Source organism: Duganella sp. S19_KUP01_CR8 (assembly GCF_036688705.1).
GTDB lineage: Bacteria > Pseudomonadota > Gammaproteobacteria > Burkholderiales > Burkholderiaceae_D > Rugamonas.
On the sequence record NZ_JAQQPR010000024.1, the window covers coordinates 67,292 to 82,643 of the forward strand.

Genomic DNA, 15,352 nt, shown 5'->3' on the forward strand with positions numbered 1-15,352 from the left:
GCACTCGAGACCGCAGAGACAAATGAACGAAGACATCCTGATCAACATCACCCCGCAGGAAACCCGGGTCGCCCTCATCTTGCAGGGCGCCGTGCAAGAGCTGCACATCGAACGCACGCTCACGCGCGGCCTGGCCGGGAATGTCTACTCCGGCAAGGTCGTGCGGGTGCTGCCCGGCATGCAGTCGGCCTTCATCGACATCGGCCTGGAACGCGCGGCCTTCCTGCACGTGGCCGACATCTGGGAAGCCCGTCCGCACGACGGCGGCCAGAACGCGGCGCCGACGCCGATCGAGAAGATCCTGTTCGACGGCCAGGTGCTGACGGTGCAGGTGATCAAGGACCCGATCGGCACCAAGGGCGCGCGCCTGTCGACCCAGATCTCGATCGCCGGCCGCATGCTGGTCTACCTGCCGCAGGACGCCCACATCGGCATCTCGCAGAAAATCGAAAAGGAATCGGAGCGCGAAGCGCTGCGCGTGCGGCTGCAAAGCCTGCTGCCGGCCGAGGAAAAAGGCGGCTACATCGTGCGCACGCAGGCCGAAGACGCGTCCGACTCCGACATCGCGGCCGACGTCGAATACCTGCGCAAGACCTGGGGCGCGATCCTGTTGGGCGCCAAGACCAGGCCGGCCACCACCCTGCTGCACCAGGACTTGAGCCTGGCCCAGCGCGTGCTGCGCGACTTCGTCCACGACGACACCGCCACCATCCAGGTCGACTCGCGCGAGAACTACCTGGGCCTGCAGGAATTCGGCCAGGCCTACACGCCGGGCGTGCTGCCGCGCCTGCAGCACTACACCGGCGAGCGGCCGCTGTTCGACCTGTACGGCGTGGAGGAAGAGATCCTGCGCGCGCTCGGCCGGCGCGTGGACCTGAAGTCCGGCGGCTACCTGATCGTCGACCAGACCGAGGCGATGACCACCATCGACGTCAACACCGGCGGCTTCGTCGGCGGCCGCAATTTTGCCGACACCATCTTCAAGACCAACCTGGAAGCGGCGCACGCGATCGCCCGCCAGCTGCGGCTGCGCAACCTGGGCGGCATCATCATCCTCGACTTCATCGACATGGAAAACACCGAGCACCGCAACGCCGTGCTGCAGGAGTTGAAGAAGACGCTGTCGCGCGACCGCACCAAGGTGTCCGTGTCGGGCTTCTCGGCGCTGGGGCTGGTGGAGATGACGCGCAAGCGCACCCGCGAATCGCTGGCGCACATCCTGTGCGAGCCGTGCCCGGCGTGCAGCGGCAAGGGCCAGGTCAAGACCTCGCGCACCATCTGCTACGAAATCCTGCGCGAACTGCTGCGCGAAGCCAAGCAGTTCAACCCGCGCGAATTCCGCATCCTCGCCTCGCAGGAAGTGGTGGACATGTTCCTGGAGGAGGAATCGCAGCACCTGGCGATGCTGGGCGACTTCATCGGCAAGAAGATCTCGCTGCAGGTGGAAACCGCCTACCATCAGGAGCAGTACGACGTGATTTTGATGTAAAAGTCATTTCTGCTACTATTGTCATTTTAAAACTTATGGTTTTAATAATGACCTTAACTTGCAGGTACGCCGCCGCACTCATCGTCTGTTCGCTCGCCGCCAGCCAGGCGGTGGCTGCGGAACCCGCTCCCGTTCAGATCGAGGGCTTCTTCAAAAGGCCCGTGATGTCGGGCGCCAGCCTCTCCCCCGATGGTCATTTCGTTGCGATGCGCACGCAGTCGTCCAATGGCCGCAACATACTGGTCATCCTCAACACCGACACGCGCGAGCAGAAAGTCGTGGCCAACTACGGCAACGCCGATATCGAGAACTTCTATTGGCTGAGCGACAAGCGCCTGGCCTTCTCGGTCATCAACGTCGATCACAGCGGCGGCATCGGCGAACCGGGCCTGTATGCGGTCGACCGCGACGGCGGCGATTTTTCCCCGCTGACACGCACCATCAAGGCGCCACGCTCCTTCGCCGATACCGATTTCTCCAACAACGGCACGCTGGCCGGCGCGGGGGCGCATGGTTTCTCCCCGCGCAAGCAGGAAGCCATGTTCGCGATGGCGCGCTGGGAGGACCGGGAAGAACTGGTCCTCCTCAACACCCGCACCGACTCCCGCACCCCCATGCGGGCCCCCGCCAAAACCTTCCACTGGCTGATCGACGCCGACGGCGATCCGCGTATCGCCGTAGCGAGGCGCAAGGACGAAAACGTCGTGTTTTACAAAGACGGCGACGACTGGCGCCAGATCGCCGCCTTTAGCCCGGTAAGCCCGGAGGCTTTCGATCCTCTGCTGTTCGTTGACGGCACGCTGTACATACGCGCCTACAACGGCGCCAACGAATCGGCCGTCTATCGCTACGATCTGAAAAAAAATGCCATCATTCCCGAGCCGGTCATCAAGGCGCCGGGTTTCGACACCGACGGTCGCTTCCTGGTGGACGAAAAACGGCTGCTGGGTTACCGGCTCAAGCTGGAGACCGAAACCACGGTGTGGTTCGACAAGGACATGAAGGCGCTGCAGGCCGACGTCGATGCGTTGTTGCCCGGCAGGGTCAACAATCTCTCCTACGGCGATCACAATACAACGCCTTTCGTGGTCATCAACAGCTACTCGGATGTGCAAAGCAACATCTACCTGCTCTACAACCGCGAGAGCAAGAAGCTGCTGAAGCTGGGCGCAACCCATCCCGACCTCGACATCATGCGCATGGCGGAAACCAGGATGATCCGTTATCCGGCACGCGACGGCATGCAGATACCGGCCTACGTCACGGTGCCGGAAGCGGGGCCGAAGAAGATGCTGCCGACCGTCGTGTTGATGGGCGAAAAGCAGTGGTCGCGCAATGGCTCCTGGGGCTGGAACGACGAAGTGCAGTTCCTGGCGTCGCGTGGCTATCTTGTGCTGCGCCCTGATCCGCGTGGCGTCGACGGCTTTGGCCGCACCCATCGGGAGGCCGGCGCCAAGCAATGGGGACGCGCCATCCAGGACGACATTGCCGATGTAGTCAAATGGTCGGTGCAGCAGGGTTATACCGATCCGGCGCGCGTCTGCATCGCGGGCTCGGGCTACGGTGGCTATGCGGCGATGATGGGACTGATCCGCGATCCGCAGGTATTCAAATGCGGCATCAGCTGGTCCGGCATCACCGATATCGGCATCATGTTCAAGAACGATTGGGATGGCCTGGCCGCCACGCGCGCCACGACCGAGCTGCGCGCCATGGTGGGCGATCCAAAGCTGGACGCGGCACAGTTCAACGAGGTTTCGCCACTGCAGAACGCGGCGCGCATACACCAGCCGGTGCTGCTCGCCTACGGCAAGGAAGACCAGCGCGTGCGGTTCTCCGACGGCCTCAAGTTTTACGAAAAGCTCAGCGCCACCAATCCCGGCGTGGAATGGCTGACCTATTCGCCCAGCGTGAGCGACTGGAAAACCCAGGCCAACCGCATCGACCTGTGGAAGCACATCGAAGCCTTCCTGGGACGGAATATCGGCCCGTCCATGCCCGCCAAGTAAGCAGCGGAACGCTACTTGGTCGGCGTCACGCTGATCACGGTGCGGCTCAGGTCTATGCCCCTGATCTGCACCGAACCGAAGTTGCTGTTGTCGTTGACGCCGGTGCGGATGTTTTGCAGGTCGAGTTCGCCGATCGTCGCCGGCAGCGCCAGGTTGATCGAGCCGTCCGCGTTCATGCGCGGCACATTGCCGTTGGGACCGTAGGCGACATCCCTGGCCGTGACATCGGCGTTCAGCGCACCCAGCAATGGAAACAACACAGCCCCCATCCCGGCGGCCTTGCCGTCGGCCGCGCCGCCGAACAGCCCGTGCAGGGGGAACAAGCTGCGGTTCAGCGAGCGCGCCGGCAGGCGCGGCGCGGGCGCCGGGATCGGCGTCGACACGCCGCGCAGCTCGGCGTCGTTCAGCGCATGCAGCCTGGCCGCAGCCTCGCCGCCGTGGGCGACGGTGGTGGCGCCCAGCAGGGCGATACTGGCGAAAATCCGGACGACAGTCATTGCTTTACCTCGGACCCAATGTGATAGCATAATTATAATACCAATCACACTATCGGAGGCGGCATGACTACACGGCATATCTTGGCGGCACTGGGTTTGGCCCTGGCGGGACAGCAGTCCACACCGGCGCTGGCGGACGATCACGCCCCGGTGGCGGCGCCCCTGCCCGCCGTCGGCGACTCCTGGACCTACCAGTACACCGACGTCTGGAAGGGCGCCAAGGGCAACGTCAACCGCCTCGAAGTGACCGGCGTCGACGCCGCCGGCGTGCACGTGGACATCAAGCGCGCCGCCAGCGGCGCCCTGCTGACCAAACAGCTGTTCAGCGCCGAGATGAACCCCATCGACCGCGGCGCCATGCACTTCGCGCCCTCGTTCGCGCGCTACGCCTTTCCGCTGGCGCCCGGCAAGGAATGGACCACCAACGCCACCGCCGACAACCCCAAGTCCGGCAAGCACTGGCGCTACCGCATCAAGGGCAAGGTGCTAAACTGGGAAAAGATCACCGTGCCGGCCGGCGAGTTCGACGCGCTGAAACTGGAGGTGGAGGCGATGTACAACGGCGAGGAACCCAACAGCCCGGGCGGCAGCGGCCAGCTGACCGAGACGCTGTGGTTCGCGCCCGAGGTGAACAACTTCGTCAAGCTCGACTACCGGGACACCGACTGGAATGGCCGCATCTTCAACCGCGACAGCTGGGAGCTGACCACCTATGTGCGCAAATAGGCACTTGTGAGACCGCATGACCGGCGCCGACCACCAGCCCGCGCCCTACAGTGACGGGCGGCTGCACGCCCGTCCCGCGCTGCTGCGGCAGCAAGCCACCGCCCTGCCCTTGCCGCTGCCGCCCGGCAGCCACCGGCTGGGCTTCGCCAACCATCGCCACGCGCGCCTGCATGTGCCGCCGCACGACGGCGCCACGCCGCTGCCGCTGCTGGTGCTGCTGCACGGCGCCGGCGGCCAGCACGGCGGCGGCGACGCCATCGCGCTGGCGCACGCCGCCCTGCACGGCTCGCTGCTGCTGATGCCGGAAGCGCTGTCGACCAGCTGGGATGTGCTGCGCGGCGGCTACGGCCCGGACCTGGCCTTCATCGACCGCCTGCTGGTGTGGACCATGCAGCGCTACCTGGTCGATGCCGACGCCGTCACCCTCGGCGGCTTTTCCGACGGCGCCTCGTATGCGCTGTCGGTCGGCCTGATGAACGGCGAACTGTTTTCCGACATCCTGGCGTTCTCGCCCGGCTTCATGGCGCCGCTGCGGCGCAGCGGCATGCCGCGCGTGTTCATCGCCCACGGCAAGGGCGACCAGGTGCTGTCGGTGGAAAGGGGCAAGGCCATCGCCGTGCGCCTGGCCGGCGAAGGCTATGACGTGCGCTATGCGGAATTCGACGGCGCCCACGTGGTCTCGCCGCCGGTGGCCATCGCCGCGCTGCGCCAGCTGGCGGTGCGCTAGGCGGCCACGCCGACCTGGTTGCGGCCGGCCGACTTGGCCGCATACAGCGCCTTGTCGGCCGCCGCCGCCAGCTGGCCGGAACTGTCGCCCCGCTGCGGCGCCATCGCCGCCACGCCGGCGCTGATGGTCACCACGCCGAACGGGCTGCCGCGATGCGCGGTCTGCATTTCCTCGATCGCCAGCCGGATGCGCTCGGCCACCGCCTGCGCGCCATCGAGCTCGGTGTTCGGCAGCAGGATGGCGATTTCCTCGCCGCCGTAGCGCGCCACCACGTCGCCGGCGCGCTTGGGCGTCAACGCGCGTATCAGCTTGCTCACGGCGCGCAGGCAATCGTCGCCGGCGCCGTGGCCGTACAGGTCGTTGTACTGCTTGAAGTAGTCGACGTCGATCATCACGAAGGCCAGCGTGTCGGCATGGCGCATGGCGCGGCTGAACTCATTGCCCAGCGTGACGTCGAGCTGGCGGCGGTTGGCCAGCCCGGTCAGGCCGTCCTGCATCGCCAGCCGCTCCAGCGTGCGGTTGGCGCCTTCCAGCGCGTCGCGCGCCTGCAACAGCTCGGCCTGGGCCTGCACCCGCAAATTGATCTGGGCCACCAGCCGCTTGCCGAAAAAGCCCAGCAGCGCGGCCAGCACGATCACGCCGATCGAACGCATGAAGCTGTCGTGGCGCCAGTGCTCCAGCATCTCTTCCTGCGACAGCGCGGCCGTCACGAACAGCGGATAGTGCTCCAGCGCCCGGTAGTTGTTGTAGCGGACTTCGGCGTCGTTGGACGAGGCGAACAGGCCGTGGCCGTTGGGGTGGGCGCGGTAGGCTTGGAACAGCGGCGTGTCGCGCAGGTCGATGCCGACCCGGTTGTCGTCGAACGGCTGGCGTAGCATCAGCACGCCCTGGCTGGAGATCAGCGCCACCGCGCCGCGCGCGCCGATGTCGAAGCTCTGGTAGAAGCGGCGGAAGTAGTCGATGTCCAGCGTGGCCAGCGCCACGCCGGCGAAGCTGCCGTCGGCCTTGTTCAGGCGGCGCGACACCGGGATGATCCACTTGCCGCTGCTGCGGCTGATCACCGGCGCGCCGACGTGCGGCCCGCGCCCGGCGTGGGTGCGGTGGTACACAAAGTATTCGCGGTCGGCGTTGTTGAGCGAAGGGCCCAGCACGGCCGGCGAATTGACCAGCCACTCGCCCGATGCGCCGTAGATGAACAGGCCGGCCAGCTGCGGCAGGTTGGTCACGTGCGTCAGCATCTGCCGGCGCACCCGCTGCAGCTGCGGCTCGCCCACGCCGTCGGTCTCGATGCGCTCGGCCAGGTCGGCCAGCGAGGTGTCGGCGGCCTTGATGGTGTCGTCGGCGTGCTGCGCCATGGCGCGCGCCACGTTCGAGGTCAGGCGCTCCATCTCCAGCAGCTGGGCGTCGCGCGCGATCAGGCTGCGCCAGACGTCGACCGCCACCAGCGACAGGCAGACCACGCCGACAAACAGCGTGGCCCAGAACGTGATCGTATAGCGTTTAAACATGGGGCCGCATGGCTCAGCCCGCCGGCAGCATGGGCTGCAGGCTGCGCCACACCAGGTCCGGCGTCAGCTTGACCATGCAATCCTGGTGGCCCAGCGGGCACTCGCGCTGCTTGCACGGCGCGCACGCCAGCCGCAGCGACAGCGCCGCCGCCAGCTCGGAAAACGGCGGCGCGTGGTCGGGATCGGTGGGCCCGTACAGCGCCACCACCGGCCGGTTCAGCGCCGAGGCGATGTGCAGCAGGCCGGAATCGTTGGCGACCACGGCGGCGCTGGCGGCGATCAGGGCGATGGCCTCGGCCAGACTGGTCGAGCCGGCCAGGTTGAACATGGCGCCGCCCGCCACGCCGGCCGCCACGCCGTTCGCCACCTCGGCGCAGGCCGGCTGGTCCTTCGGCGAACCGAGCAAGACGATCTGGCTGGCGCCGTCGCGCGCCAGGATGGCTTGCGCCAGGCCGGCGAAATGCGCCGCCGGCCAGCGCTTGGCGCCGCCGAATTCGGCGCCCGGCGCGAACGCCAGCAGCGGCCGCGCCGGATCGAGGCCGTGGCGCCGCAGCACCGCGGCGATCTGTTCGGCGCCGACCGCCATGCGCGGCTTCGGCAAGGCGGCGCGGCGGGCCGCATCCTGCAGCGCCAGCGGCGCCGTCGCCAGCGCGGCGTAGAACGCCACCATCGGCCGCGGCGGCGTTTCGTCGTGGTGCATCACATTGATCAGGCCGTGCCGGCTCTCGCCCTTGTAGCCGACCCGGCGCTGGATGCCGGCCAGCCAGGGGATCAGCGCGTACTTGATGGTGTTGGGCAGCACATAGGCGTCGGCGTAGCCGCGCTGGCGCAGCAGGCGCGCATATTTCCAGCGCTCCTTCAGTTGCAGCGCGCCGTGGCGGAACGGGGTTTCCAGCACCTGGTCGACCTCGGCCATCTGCCGCCACACCGGAGACACCGCCGGCGGCGCCAGCACGTCGATCGGCCGCTCCGGATGGGCCGCGCGCAGCAGCTGCAACAAGGGCTGGGCCATGACGGCGTCGCCGATCCAGTTGGGGGAAATAACCAGGGTGCGCGGCGCGCTCCCGGCGGTGACGTTTTTATCTGATAACACGGAGTCTTTCTTCGTCAGGCCGGGTGGCCGATGCCGGCTCGATTATCGCCCATCGCGGCCCCAGCGACAAGCCGCGACCGCCCCGCCGACGCTGCTATAATCGGCCTTTTCGCTACGGCCGCAAGGCCCTCCCCGCGTGACCATGAATCCAGCCAGCTCCTCGACGCCGCAAACCGAATATGGCGGACCGCTTTCCTCCACGATGATCTTCCTGCTGCCGGCGCTGGCGCTGTCGAGCAAGGTCGGCCTCGGCCTGGTCCAGCTGCTGATCCTGCTGCTGCTGTTCCGCCGCGCCCCGCTGATGCTGGCGCTGTACCGCCGCCACTGGAGCGACATCGGCGGCGTGGTGATGGCCTTCGGCGGCTATTTCCTGGTTTCGCTGCTGCGCCTGCTGCTGGACCGCCAGAGCCTGCACACCTTGGACGGGCCGTCGCGCCTGCTGTTTGGCCTCAGCTGCATCGGCGTGATGTACTACCTGCGTCCGCGCGCCCGCCATTTCTGGCTGGGCCTGGGCTTTGCCGCCGTGCTGTCGGCGCTGGTCGCGCTGTACCAGGTCACGTTCGGCGGCCTGGAGCGGGCGATCGGCTTCACCCATCACGAAATCACCTTCGGCGACCTGGCGCTGGCCTGCGGCCTGATGTCGCTGTGCGGCCTGACCGACCTGCGCAACACCCGCTTCTCCTGGCTGCCGGTGGCCGGCCTGCTGTGCGGCCTGCTGGCCTCGATGCTGTCGGCCTCGCGCGGCGGCTGGCTGGCGCTGCCGCTGGTGCTGATCCCGGTGGTCCGCTACGGCGCGCGGCTGTACGGCCGCCGCCTGCTGGTGGCCGGCGCGGTGCTGCTGGCGCTGGTGGTGCTGGCGTTCGCCGTGCCGGCCACCGGCGTGGCGGTGCGCATCGCCCAGGCGTTTGCCGACATCAACAACTATCTGGTGCAGGGCGACGCCAACACCTCGGTCGGCATCCGCCTGGAGCTGTGGAAGGCTTCGTGGATGATGTTCACCGAACATCCATGGCTGGGCGTGGGCCGCGAACAATTCGACGTCGCGCTGCACGCGCTGGCGGCCCAGGGCCGCTTGCAGCAGTCGGCGGCGCTGCTCTACAGCAGCAGCCACAACGACATGCTGAACTGCCTGGCCACCGGCGGCCTGCTCGACTTCAGCCTGCTGCTGACGATGTATATCGCGCCGCTGTGCTTCTTCGCCGGCCAGCTGCGCCGTCCGGACCAGGGCCAGCATCCGCTGGCGCTGGCCGGCCTGGTGGTGGTGGTGGCCTTCTTCGCCTTCGGCCTGACCGACGTGATGTTCTGGCTGATGATGCCGAAAGTGTTTTACGTGATGATGGTGTGCAGCCTGGTCGGCATGTGCCTGGCCGCGCAGTACCCGGCGCCGGTGCCGCGCCGCATCCTGATCGCCCGCACCGACAACATCGGCGACGTGGTGCTGACCTTGCCGCTGGCGGGCTACCTGAAGCAGCTGTATCCGCAGGTCGAGGTGGTGTTCCTGTGCCGCCGCTACGCCGCCGCCGTGGTGGCGCAGTGCCGCCACGTCGACCAGGTGCTGACCCTGGAGGAACTGGGCGACGACTGGGCGCACGGCCTGGCGCAGAGCGGCTGCGACACCATGATCTTCACCTTCCCGCAGCGCACGCTGGCGGCGGCGGCGCGCCGCTCCGGCATCCAGCGCCGCATCGGCAGCAGCCACCGCATCCACCACTGGTACCACTGCAACCGCCTGGCGACCTTCAGCCGCGCCAATTCGCCGCTGCATGAAGCGCAGCTGAACTTCAAGCTGCTGCTGCCGCTGGGCGTGGACGTGGAACCGCCGCTGGAACAGTTGAAGACCATGTACGGCCTGGACACGCCGCGCCATCCGGCCGCCGACGCCGTGCTGGCCGCTCCCGGCTTCAAGCTGATCCTGCATCCCAAGTCCAACGGCAACGGCCGCGAGTGGCCGCTGCAACACTACACGGCGCTGGCCCGCCTGCTGGGCAAGGCCGACGGCGTGCGCGTGCTGGTGACCGGCAGCGCGGCCGAGGGCGAACTGCTGGCGCAACAGGCGCCGGAGTTGCTGGCCTTGCCGAATGTGGAGAATCTGTGCGGCCGCCTGGACCTGGACGGCTTCACCGCCCTGATCGGCGGTTGCGACGGCCTGATCGCCAGCGGCACCGGGCCGCTGCACCTGGCGTCCGCGCTGGGACGGCCGGCGCTGGGCCTGTTCCCGCCGCTGAAGCCGATCGACATCGTGCGCTGGGGCGCGCTGGGTCCGCGCGCGCGCAGCTTGTGCACGCCGCTGGCCTGCGGCCATTGCGAAGACGCGGCGCGCTGCACCTGCATGCTGGCGATCACGCCGGAGCAGGTGTTGGAAGTAGTGGAATCGTGGCGCGCCGAGGCGCTGGTACCGGCCTGATCGTCATCCCCGCGCAGGCGGGGATCCATGCACCTTGTCCGTCGCCAGCTCAGCATGGATTCCCGCCTGCGCGGGAATGACTGATTTCAGTCCTGCATGGTTATCCGCACCAGGTCGGCGACGTTGTCGACCCCCAGCTTGGCCATCAGCCGCGCCTTGTGCACTTCCACCGTGCGCACGCTGATGCCCAGCGCCGGCCCGATCTCGCGGTTGTGGCGGCCCGTGACCACGAGTTGCATCACCTCCCGCTCGCGCGGCGTCAGCTCGCTCAGCAGGCTGACGCTGCGGCTGCGCCGCTGCTCCTCGCTGTGCACGCTGCGCGCGCGCGCCAGCGCCTCGTCGATGGCGGCGATCAGCTTGACGTCGTCGAAGGGTTTCTCCAGGAAGTCCACGGCGTCGGCCTTGAACGCCGCGCGCGCCATGCTGACGTCGCCGTGGCCGCTCATGATGATCACCGGCAAGCCCCAGCCGCGCCGTATCAATTCCAATTGCAGGCTCAGGCCGTCCATGCCGGACATGCGGATGTCGATCAGCATGCAGCCGCGCCAGGCCGGCTGCCAGGATTGCAGGAAAGCTTCGCCGCTGGCGAACATCGCGGTGCGGTAGCCGCGCACGCCCAGCAACAGGCCCAGCGCGTCGCGCACCGACGGGTCGTCGTCGACGATGAATACGGTTAAATCATGCTGCATAGCTCACCTGCTCTCCGTCCTGCTCTTTATCCTGCCCCGGGCGCGCCAACGGCAGCGCCATCCTGAAAATTCCATGCTCGCCCACCTCGGCCCACAGCGATCCGCCGTGCGCCTCCATGATGGCGCGGCTCAGCACCAGCCCCAGTCCCAGGCCGCTGGCCTTGGACGACACAAACGGCTCGAACAGGCGCGCCGCCAGCGCCGCCGACACGCCCTTGCCGCTATCCTCCACCGACAGCTGCAGGCAGCCGCTCTGATGACTCTTACCCTTGCCCTTGCGCTTGCCGTCCAGCCGCTGGCCCGACAAGGTGATGCGGCGCGCGCCGGGCGGCTGCTCCTGCACCGCCTCCAGCGCGTTGGCCAGCAGGTTGCGCAGCACCAGCTCCAGCTGCAGGCGGTCGGCCAGGATCGCCAGCGGCGGGATCTCGCCCACCACCAGCTCGACGCCGTGCTCGCGCATCTGGGCGAAGAACTGCTGGCTGATGCCCGACACCAGCTGCCCGGCGTCGACCGGCTCCAGCTTCATCGCGCCGGTGCGGAAGAAATCGCGCAGCCGCCGCACCACGTCGGCGGCCCGGCCCGATTCGGCGATCATGCGCTGGATCGCGCCCTTCAGCACGTCGCCGCTCTCGCCCCGCTCCAGCAAATATTCGCACGCCTTGCCGTAGGCGCCCAGCGCCGTCAGCGGCTGGTTCAATTCATGCGCCAGCGCGGCCGCCATTTCGCCGGCCGCCGCCAGCCGCATCGTCTGTTTGAGCTCGCTGGCGACCTTGCGCAGCTCGTCGACCGCGATGCCGATCGAAAAGCCCACCAGCGCCAGCACCGCGTCCAGCATCTGCAATTCGTGCACGGCAACATTGACCGCGTTGTTCCATTTGACCAGCGCGCCTATGCCCGCCTGCAGCGCAAACACCATCAGCGCCGTGCCGAACAGCCCCTGGCGGAACGCCGCCCAGATCACCGGCAGGAACAGGAAATAAAAATGCTTGAACTCCGAGGTGGCGATGGTGCCGAACACCATGTACAGCACGCCGATCGCCAACGCCAGATAAGCCAGCGTCTCGGCCCGCCACACCGTCGCCCGCAAGCGTTCGCGGTCGCCCGGGCTGGCCAGCATCCAGATCAGCGGCATCGACACCAACACCCCGACCATGTCGCCGATGCCGAAGCGCAGCACCGCCTCGCCCCACTGCCCCGCCGGGATCAGCCCGGCCGCCGACAACAGCGAGATATAGCCGACATCGTTGATCATGGTGCCGACCACCACGATCAGCACCCACTGGAACAAGCGGTCGCGGCTGTCGAACACGCCGCCGTCGCCGAACTGGCGCCGCAGCGCCGCGCCCAGCAGGCCGTAGCCGGCGGTCAGCCACAGCGAACTCAGCACGCTGACCGTCCAGCCGGCCGGCATGCCGCGCACCAGCAACTCGCCGCCCACCAGCGCCGCCAACCACGGCAGCGCCGCGCGCCAGCCGTGCCGCAGCCAGAACACCAGGCCCAGCGCCGGATCGGGATTCCACGGCGTGATGTTCAAGCCATACAAGGGGTCGATATAGGTCGCCCAGTCGAATAGCAGGTACAGCGCTATGAAAACGGGAAATTCCAGGTAACGCGGACGGGAGGGAGACATACGGGACGCTTTGTATCGTTATGTAGCATTATGCATTGCCAGAATTCATCGCGCATTGCTTTTCGCAACTACGCGTTCCCCTTATTTCCGCGCTTTCCCCTCTATACAACAATTACTTTTTCGAAGCAGCAATTATTAAGGGAAAAGCGTAAGCCTTTACCCCAATTTACAATACGTTACACTGGATTTACGATGCCCACATGTCGTAATGGCACTCCCCATTGACGAGAAGACACTAAAGTAGCCGTGCCGCCCCTACCCCGTCGGTCGTGAACGATGTCTCCCGTGCAGCTGCCGCCATACATCCCTTGCAGCCCGTTTTACATGAGAGACGTCAGATGTCGCAGTTAATCACCCTCCGCTCCGGCGCGGCCGGCTTCAGCGGCCTGAAGCAGCTACGCGAATCGTTCAAGCTGTCGCTGCGCGCCTTGCTGCACCGCCAGGCCACCGGCGGCTGGCTGCAGCTGCTCAACTCCCATCCGCTGTTCATGGACCTGGTCAAGGCCCGCCCGCGCCTGCTGTACAAGATTTACCGTCCCTACCTGAGCAACACCATGAACTGCGCCCAGCGCGTCGACCTGCTGCAGCAGCACTACCGCTTCATCTTCCGCCAGGGCCTTGGCCCGCTGACGGTGCACGCCGCGCGCGGCGGCGTGGTGCTGGGCAGCGTCGAGGGCAAGTCGGGCCTGCGCTACCAGCTCGAATTGCGCGCCATCGAGCCGATGGAGCGTGAAGGCGAACTGGTGCTGCAACTGAAACAGGACGGCGTGCTGGTCTACAGCTGCGCGTTTTCCTTCCTGCTGGGAGTGCGCGGCATGGTGCTGGGGATAGGCTGCATGCAGGGCTCGAAAAGCGCGCAGGGCCTGCAGGTGATCAAGGACGCCACCCGCGAACTGCACGGCCTGCGGCCGAAGAATATGATGGTCAAGCTGCTGAGCCAGATCGGCCACGACTACGGCTGCGTCGAACTGCGCCTGGTCAGCAACGCCAACCGCGTGGTCTGCGGCGCCTCCCGCCAGGGCAAGGTGCACGCCGATTACGACACGCTGTGGCAGGAGCTGGACGCCAGCCGCCGCGCCGACGGCGATTGGCGCCTGCCGTGCGAAGCCATCGCGCCGCCGGACCTGGCGGCGATCGCCTCGAAGAAGCGCTCGGAAGCGCGCAAGCGCCATGAGACGCTGATCGACATCAGCGCCGCCATCCGCGCCGGCCTGAGCGCGCCGCGCTTCGAAGCGGTGCCGACGCCGCTGGGCCAGAACTACAGCACCCAGCCGGCCATCCTCCACGACGACGACGAATACGCCCTGGCTTGAACGGCTAGGCGGCGCTCTTGCCGCGCAGTTTGCGGAACGGCCGGAACAGATACTCGGACAGGGTCTTGGCCTCGTCGTGGGCATCGATGCCGGTGTCCGGCCACTCATCCTTGGCCGGGAAATGGGCGGTGCCGAACACGCTGTCCCAGATCGAAGTGAACGAGCCGAAATTCTTGTCGTAGTGGTGCAGCTCCACCGAGTGATGGATGCGGTGGAAACGGTTGTCGGCCACCACGTAGCGCAGCGGTCCAAGGTTGAGCTTGGTATGCGAATGCTCGAACTGGCCCTGCAGGCCGATGATGAGCCCCACCAGCGCCGGCACCACGCCCACATCCACCTGGATCAGCAAACTGATCGGTATCAGCACGAACGGCACCCGGAAGATCTCTTCGGTGAAGTGATGGTTGCTGTTCCATGCGCTCATCTCGCGCAAGGCGTGGTGTTCGCTGTGGAAGGCCCACAGGAAGGCGCTCTTGTGCTGCAGGCGGTGGAACCAGTAATAGAAGAACTCGCCGATGATGGCGGCGATCACCGGCATGACGATCCAGCCCGCCACCGTCAACCACTGGCCGCCGCCGCTGAACAGGCGGTTCAAGTCCAGCGACAGCAGCGGCTTGACGCCCAGGCTGCCCCAGATCCGGCCGAACAGCACGTAGAACGACACCGTGATGGTGATGTAGACCAGCCAGTACAGCGCCGCGTTGAGGCGCGAGCGCAGGCTGTAGCGGTTGCGGCCGAACGCCATTTCCGCGACAAAGAAGATCATCGAGGCGTAAAAAATGCGCCAGCCGTAATCGGCCATACCGTGGATGATCTGCATGAAATAATTGAACATAGAATGAGGCTGCGGCGCTATCGGGACTTGCCATTATAATCAATCCGCCCGGTCCGATTGCGACTACATGGTGATGCCGGCGTCAAATTCCGGTACCATGGGTTTTTCGTCCAAGGAGAAATACCATGCGTGTGGATATTTATTACCGAGATGAAGCAAAAGGCAAACACAGCTACCTGGCTGTGCCGGAGGGCAAACCCATCCCCGAGGAAGCCACCAACACCGACTGGCATCCCGAGGCCAGCCACGTCGAAGTCGACGACGGCCTCGACGACCTGTCCCGCTACCACATCGTCCACCCCCTGGAGCAGATAGGCGCCAAGGGGTATGCCATCACCAGCCTCGACGGCCAGCTGTAGCGCCAGCGTCATTCCCGCGCACGCGGGAATCCAGGCACTGCCTGAATTCCCTCCATACTGAGCCAACGTTCTA

The 15,352-nt window shown here is 66.5% G+C and carries 13 protein-coding genes; 7 read left to right on the plus strand and 6 right to left on the minus strand.

From position 1 onward, the window contains the following. The first annotated feature begins 22 nt into the window (after positions 1–22). Positions 23–1,489 (plus strand): ribonuclease G, encoded by a 1,467-nt coding sequence (gene rng / locus V6M89_RS22315; protein ID WP_332855237.1) that lies wholly within the window; start codon positions 23–25, stop codon positions 1,487–1,489. Between the two features lie 47 nt (positions 1,490–1,536). After that, positions 1,537–3,498 (plus strand): S9 family peptidase, encoded by a 1,962-nt coding sequence (locus V6M89_RS22320; protein WP_332855238.1) that lies wholly within the window; start codon positions 1,537–1,539, stop codon positions 3,496–3,498. Positions 3,499–3,509: 11 nt separating this feature from the next. On the opposite strand, the gene V6M89_RS22325 is transcribed toward V6M89_RS22320, so the two are convergent. Continuing rightward, the gene (locus V6M89_RS22325) at positions 3,510–3,995 is read right to left on the minus strand and encodes a hypothetical protein (protein WP_332855239.1); all 486 of its coding nucleotides are present in this window, start codon (positions 3,993–3,995) and stop codon (positions 3,510–3,512) included. A gap of 63 nt (positions 3,996–4,058) precedes the next feature. Between V6M89_RS22325 and V6M89_RS22330 the strand changes: the two genes are divergently transcribed. Next, positions 4,059–4,721 (plus strand): hypothetical protein, encoded by a 663-nt coding sequence (locus V6M89_RS22330; protein ID WP_332855240.1) that lies wholly within the window; start codon positions 4,059–4,061, stop codon positions 4,719–4,721. A 16-nt stretch (positions 4,722–4,737) separates the two neighbouring features. After that, the gene (locus V6M89_RS22335; protein WP_332855241.1) at positions 4,738–5,448 is read left to right on the plus strand and encodes a thioesterase; all 711 of its coding nucleotides are present in this window, start codon (positions 4,738–4,740) and stop codon (positions 5,446–5,448) included. On the opposite strand, the gene V6M89_RS22340 is transcribed toward V6M89_RS22335, so the two are convergent. After that, on the minus strand, positions 5,445–6,956 hold the full coding sequence (locus tag V6M89_RS22340) for a GGDEF domain-containing protein (RefSeq protein ID WP_332855242.1): 1,512 nt from the start codon (positions 6,954–6,956) through the stop codon (positions 5,445–5,447). The genes V6M89_RS22335 and V6M89_RS22340 overlap by 4 nt on opposite strands. Positions 6,957–6,969: 13 nt before the next feature. Continuing rightward, positions 6,970–7,968: a lipopolysaccharide heptosyltransferase II gene (gene waaF / locus V6M89_RS22345; protein ID WP_442881993.1), complete on the minus strand. Its 999-nt coding sequence runs from the start codon at positions 7,966–7,968 to the stop codon at positions 6,970–6,972. An 805-nt stretch (positions 7,969–8,773) separates the two neighbouring features. Between waaF and V6M89_RS22350 the strand changes: the two genes are divergently transcribed. Then, complete coding sequence (locus V6M89_RS22350) at positions 8,774–10,453, plus strand: glycosyltransferase family 9 protein (protein WP_332855271.1); 1,680 nt, start codon at positions 8,774–8,776, stop codon at positions 10,451–10,453. Positions 10,454–10,539: 86 nt separating this feature from the next. On the opposite strand, the gene V6M89_RS22355 is transcribed toward V6M89_RS22350, so the two are convergent. Together V6M89_RS22355 and V6M89_RS22360 are read right to left on the minus strand one after the other, a co-directional pair. Continuing rightward, the gene (locus V6M89_RS22355; RefSeq protein ID WP_332855244.1) at positions 10,540–11,142 is read right to left on the minus strand and encodes a response regulator transcription factor; all 603 of its coding nucleotides are present in this window, start codon (positions 11,140–11,142) and stop codon (positions 10,540–10,542) included. Further along, positions 11,132–12,772, minus strand: a complete 1,641-nt coding sequence (locus tag V6M89_RS22360) for a sensor histidine kinase (RefSeq protein WP_332855245.1) — start codon at positions 12,770–12,772, stop codon at positions 11,132–11,134. The genes V6M89_RS22355 and V6M89_RS22360 overlap by 11 nt, the downstream gene beginning before the upstream one ends. A gap of 338 nt (positions 12,773–13,110) precedes the next feature. Here V6M89_RS22360 and V6M89_RS22365 point away from each other — a divergent pair, with 338 nt between their 5' ends. Continuing rightward, positions 13,111–14,085 carry a VirK/YbjX family protein gene (locus tag V6M89_RS22365; RefSeq protein ID WP_332855246.1) on the plus strand — a complete coding sequence of 325 codons (975 nt, stop codon included), beginning with the start codon at positions 13,111–13,113 and terminating at the stop codon, positions 14,083–14,085. A gap of 4 nt (positions 14,086–14,089) precedes the next feature. Here the strand turns inward: V6M89_RS22365 and V6M89_RS22370 are convergent, their stop codons facing one another. Further along, entirely contained in the window at positions 14,090–14,920 is an 831-nt protein-coding gene (locus tag V6M89_RS22370; protein ID WP_332855247.1) for a sterol desaturase family protein, read from the minus strand. Between the two features lie 125 nt (positions 14,921–15,045). On the opposite strand from V6M89_RS22370, the gene V6M89_RS22375 reads away from it, so the two are divergent. After that, the gene (locus V6M89_RS22375) at positions 15,046–15,279 is read left to right on the plus strand and encodes a DUF6139 family protein (RefSeq protein WP_332855248.1); all 234 of its coding nucleotides are present in this window, start codon (positions 15,046–15,048) and stop codon (positions 15,277–15,279) included. Positions 15,280–15,352: the final 73 nt, after the last annotated feature.

Excerpts from the sequence above, each read along its gene's own strand:
- rng (WP_332855237.1), top strand. The coding sequence starts at position 23 with ATGAACGAAGACATCCTGATCAACATCACCCCGCAGGAAACCCGGGTC.
- V6M89_RS22320 (WP_332855238.1), top strand. The coding sequence starts at position 1,537 with ATGACCTTAACTTGCAGGTACGCCGCCGCACTCATCGTCTGTTCGCTC.
- V6M89_RS22325 (WP_332855239.1), bottom strand. The coding sequence starts at position 3,995 with ATGACTGTCGTCCGGATTTTCGCCAGTATCGCCCTGCTGGGCGCCACC.
- V6M89_RS22330 (WP_332855240.1), top strand. The coding sequence starts at position 4,059 with ATGACTACACGGCATATCTTGGCGGCACTGGGTTTGGCCCTGGCGGGA.
- V6M89_RS22335 (WP_332855241.1), top strand. The coding sequence starts at position 4,738 with ATGACCGGCGCCGACCACCAGCCCGCGCCCTACAGTGACGGGCGGCTG.
- V6M89_RS22340 (WP_332855242.1), bottom strand. The coding sequence starts at position 6,956 with ATGTTTAAACGCTATACGATCACGTTCTGGGCCACGCTGTTTGTCGGC.
- waaF (WP_442881993.1), bottom strand. The coding sequence starts at position 7,968 with ATGGCCCAGCCCTTGTTGCAGCTGCTGCGCGCGGCCCATCCGGAGCGG.
- V6M89_RS22350 (WP_332855271.1), top strand. The coding sequence starts at position 8,774 with ATGCTGTCGGCCTCGCGCGGCGGCTGGCTGGCGCTGCCGCTGGTGCTG.
- V6M89_RS22355 (WP_332855244.1), bottom strand. The coding sequence starts at position 11,142 with ATGCAGCATGATTTAACCGTATTCATCGTCGACGACGACCCGTCGGTG.
- V6M89_RS22360 (WP_332855245.1), bottom strand. The coding sequence starts at position 12,772 with ATGTCTCCCTCCCGTCCGCGTTACCTGGAATTTCCCGTTTTCATAGCG.
- V6M89_RS22365 (WP_332855246.1), top strand. The coding sequence starts at position 13,111 with ATGTCGCAGTTAATCACCCTCCGCTCCGGCGCGGCCGGCTTCAGCGGC.
- V6M89_RS22370 (WP_332855247.1), bottom strand. The coding sequence starts at position 14,920 with ATGTTCAATTATTTCATGCAGATCATCCACGGTATGGCCGATTACGGC.
- V6M89_RS22375 (WP_332855248.1), top strand. The coding sequence starts at position 15,046 with ATGCGTGTGGATATTTATTACCGAGATGAAGCAAAAGGCAAACACAGC.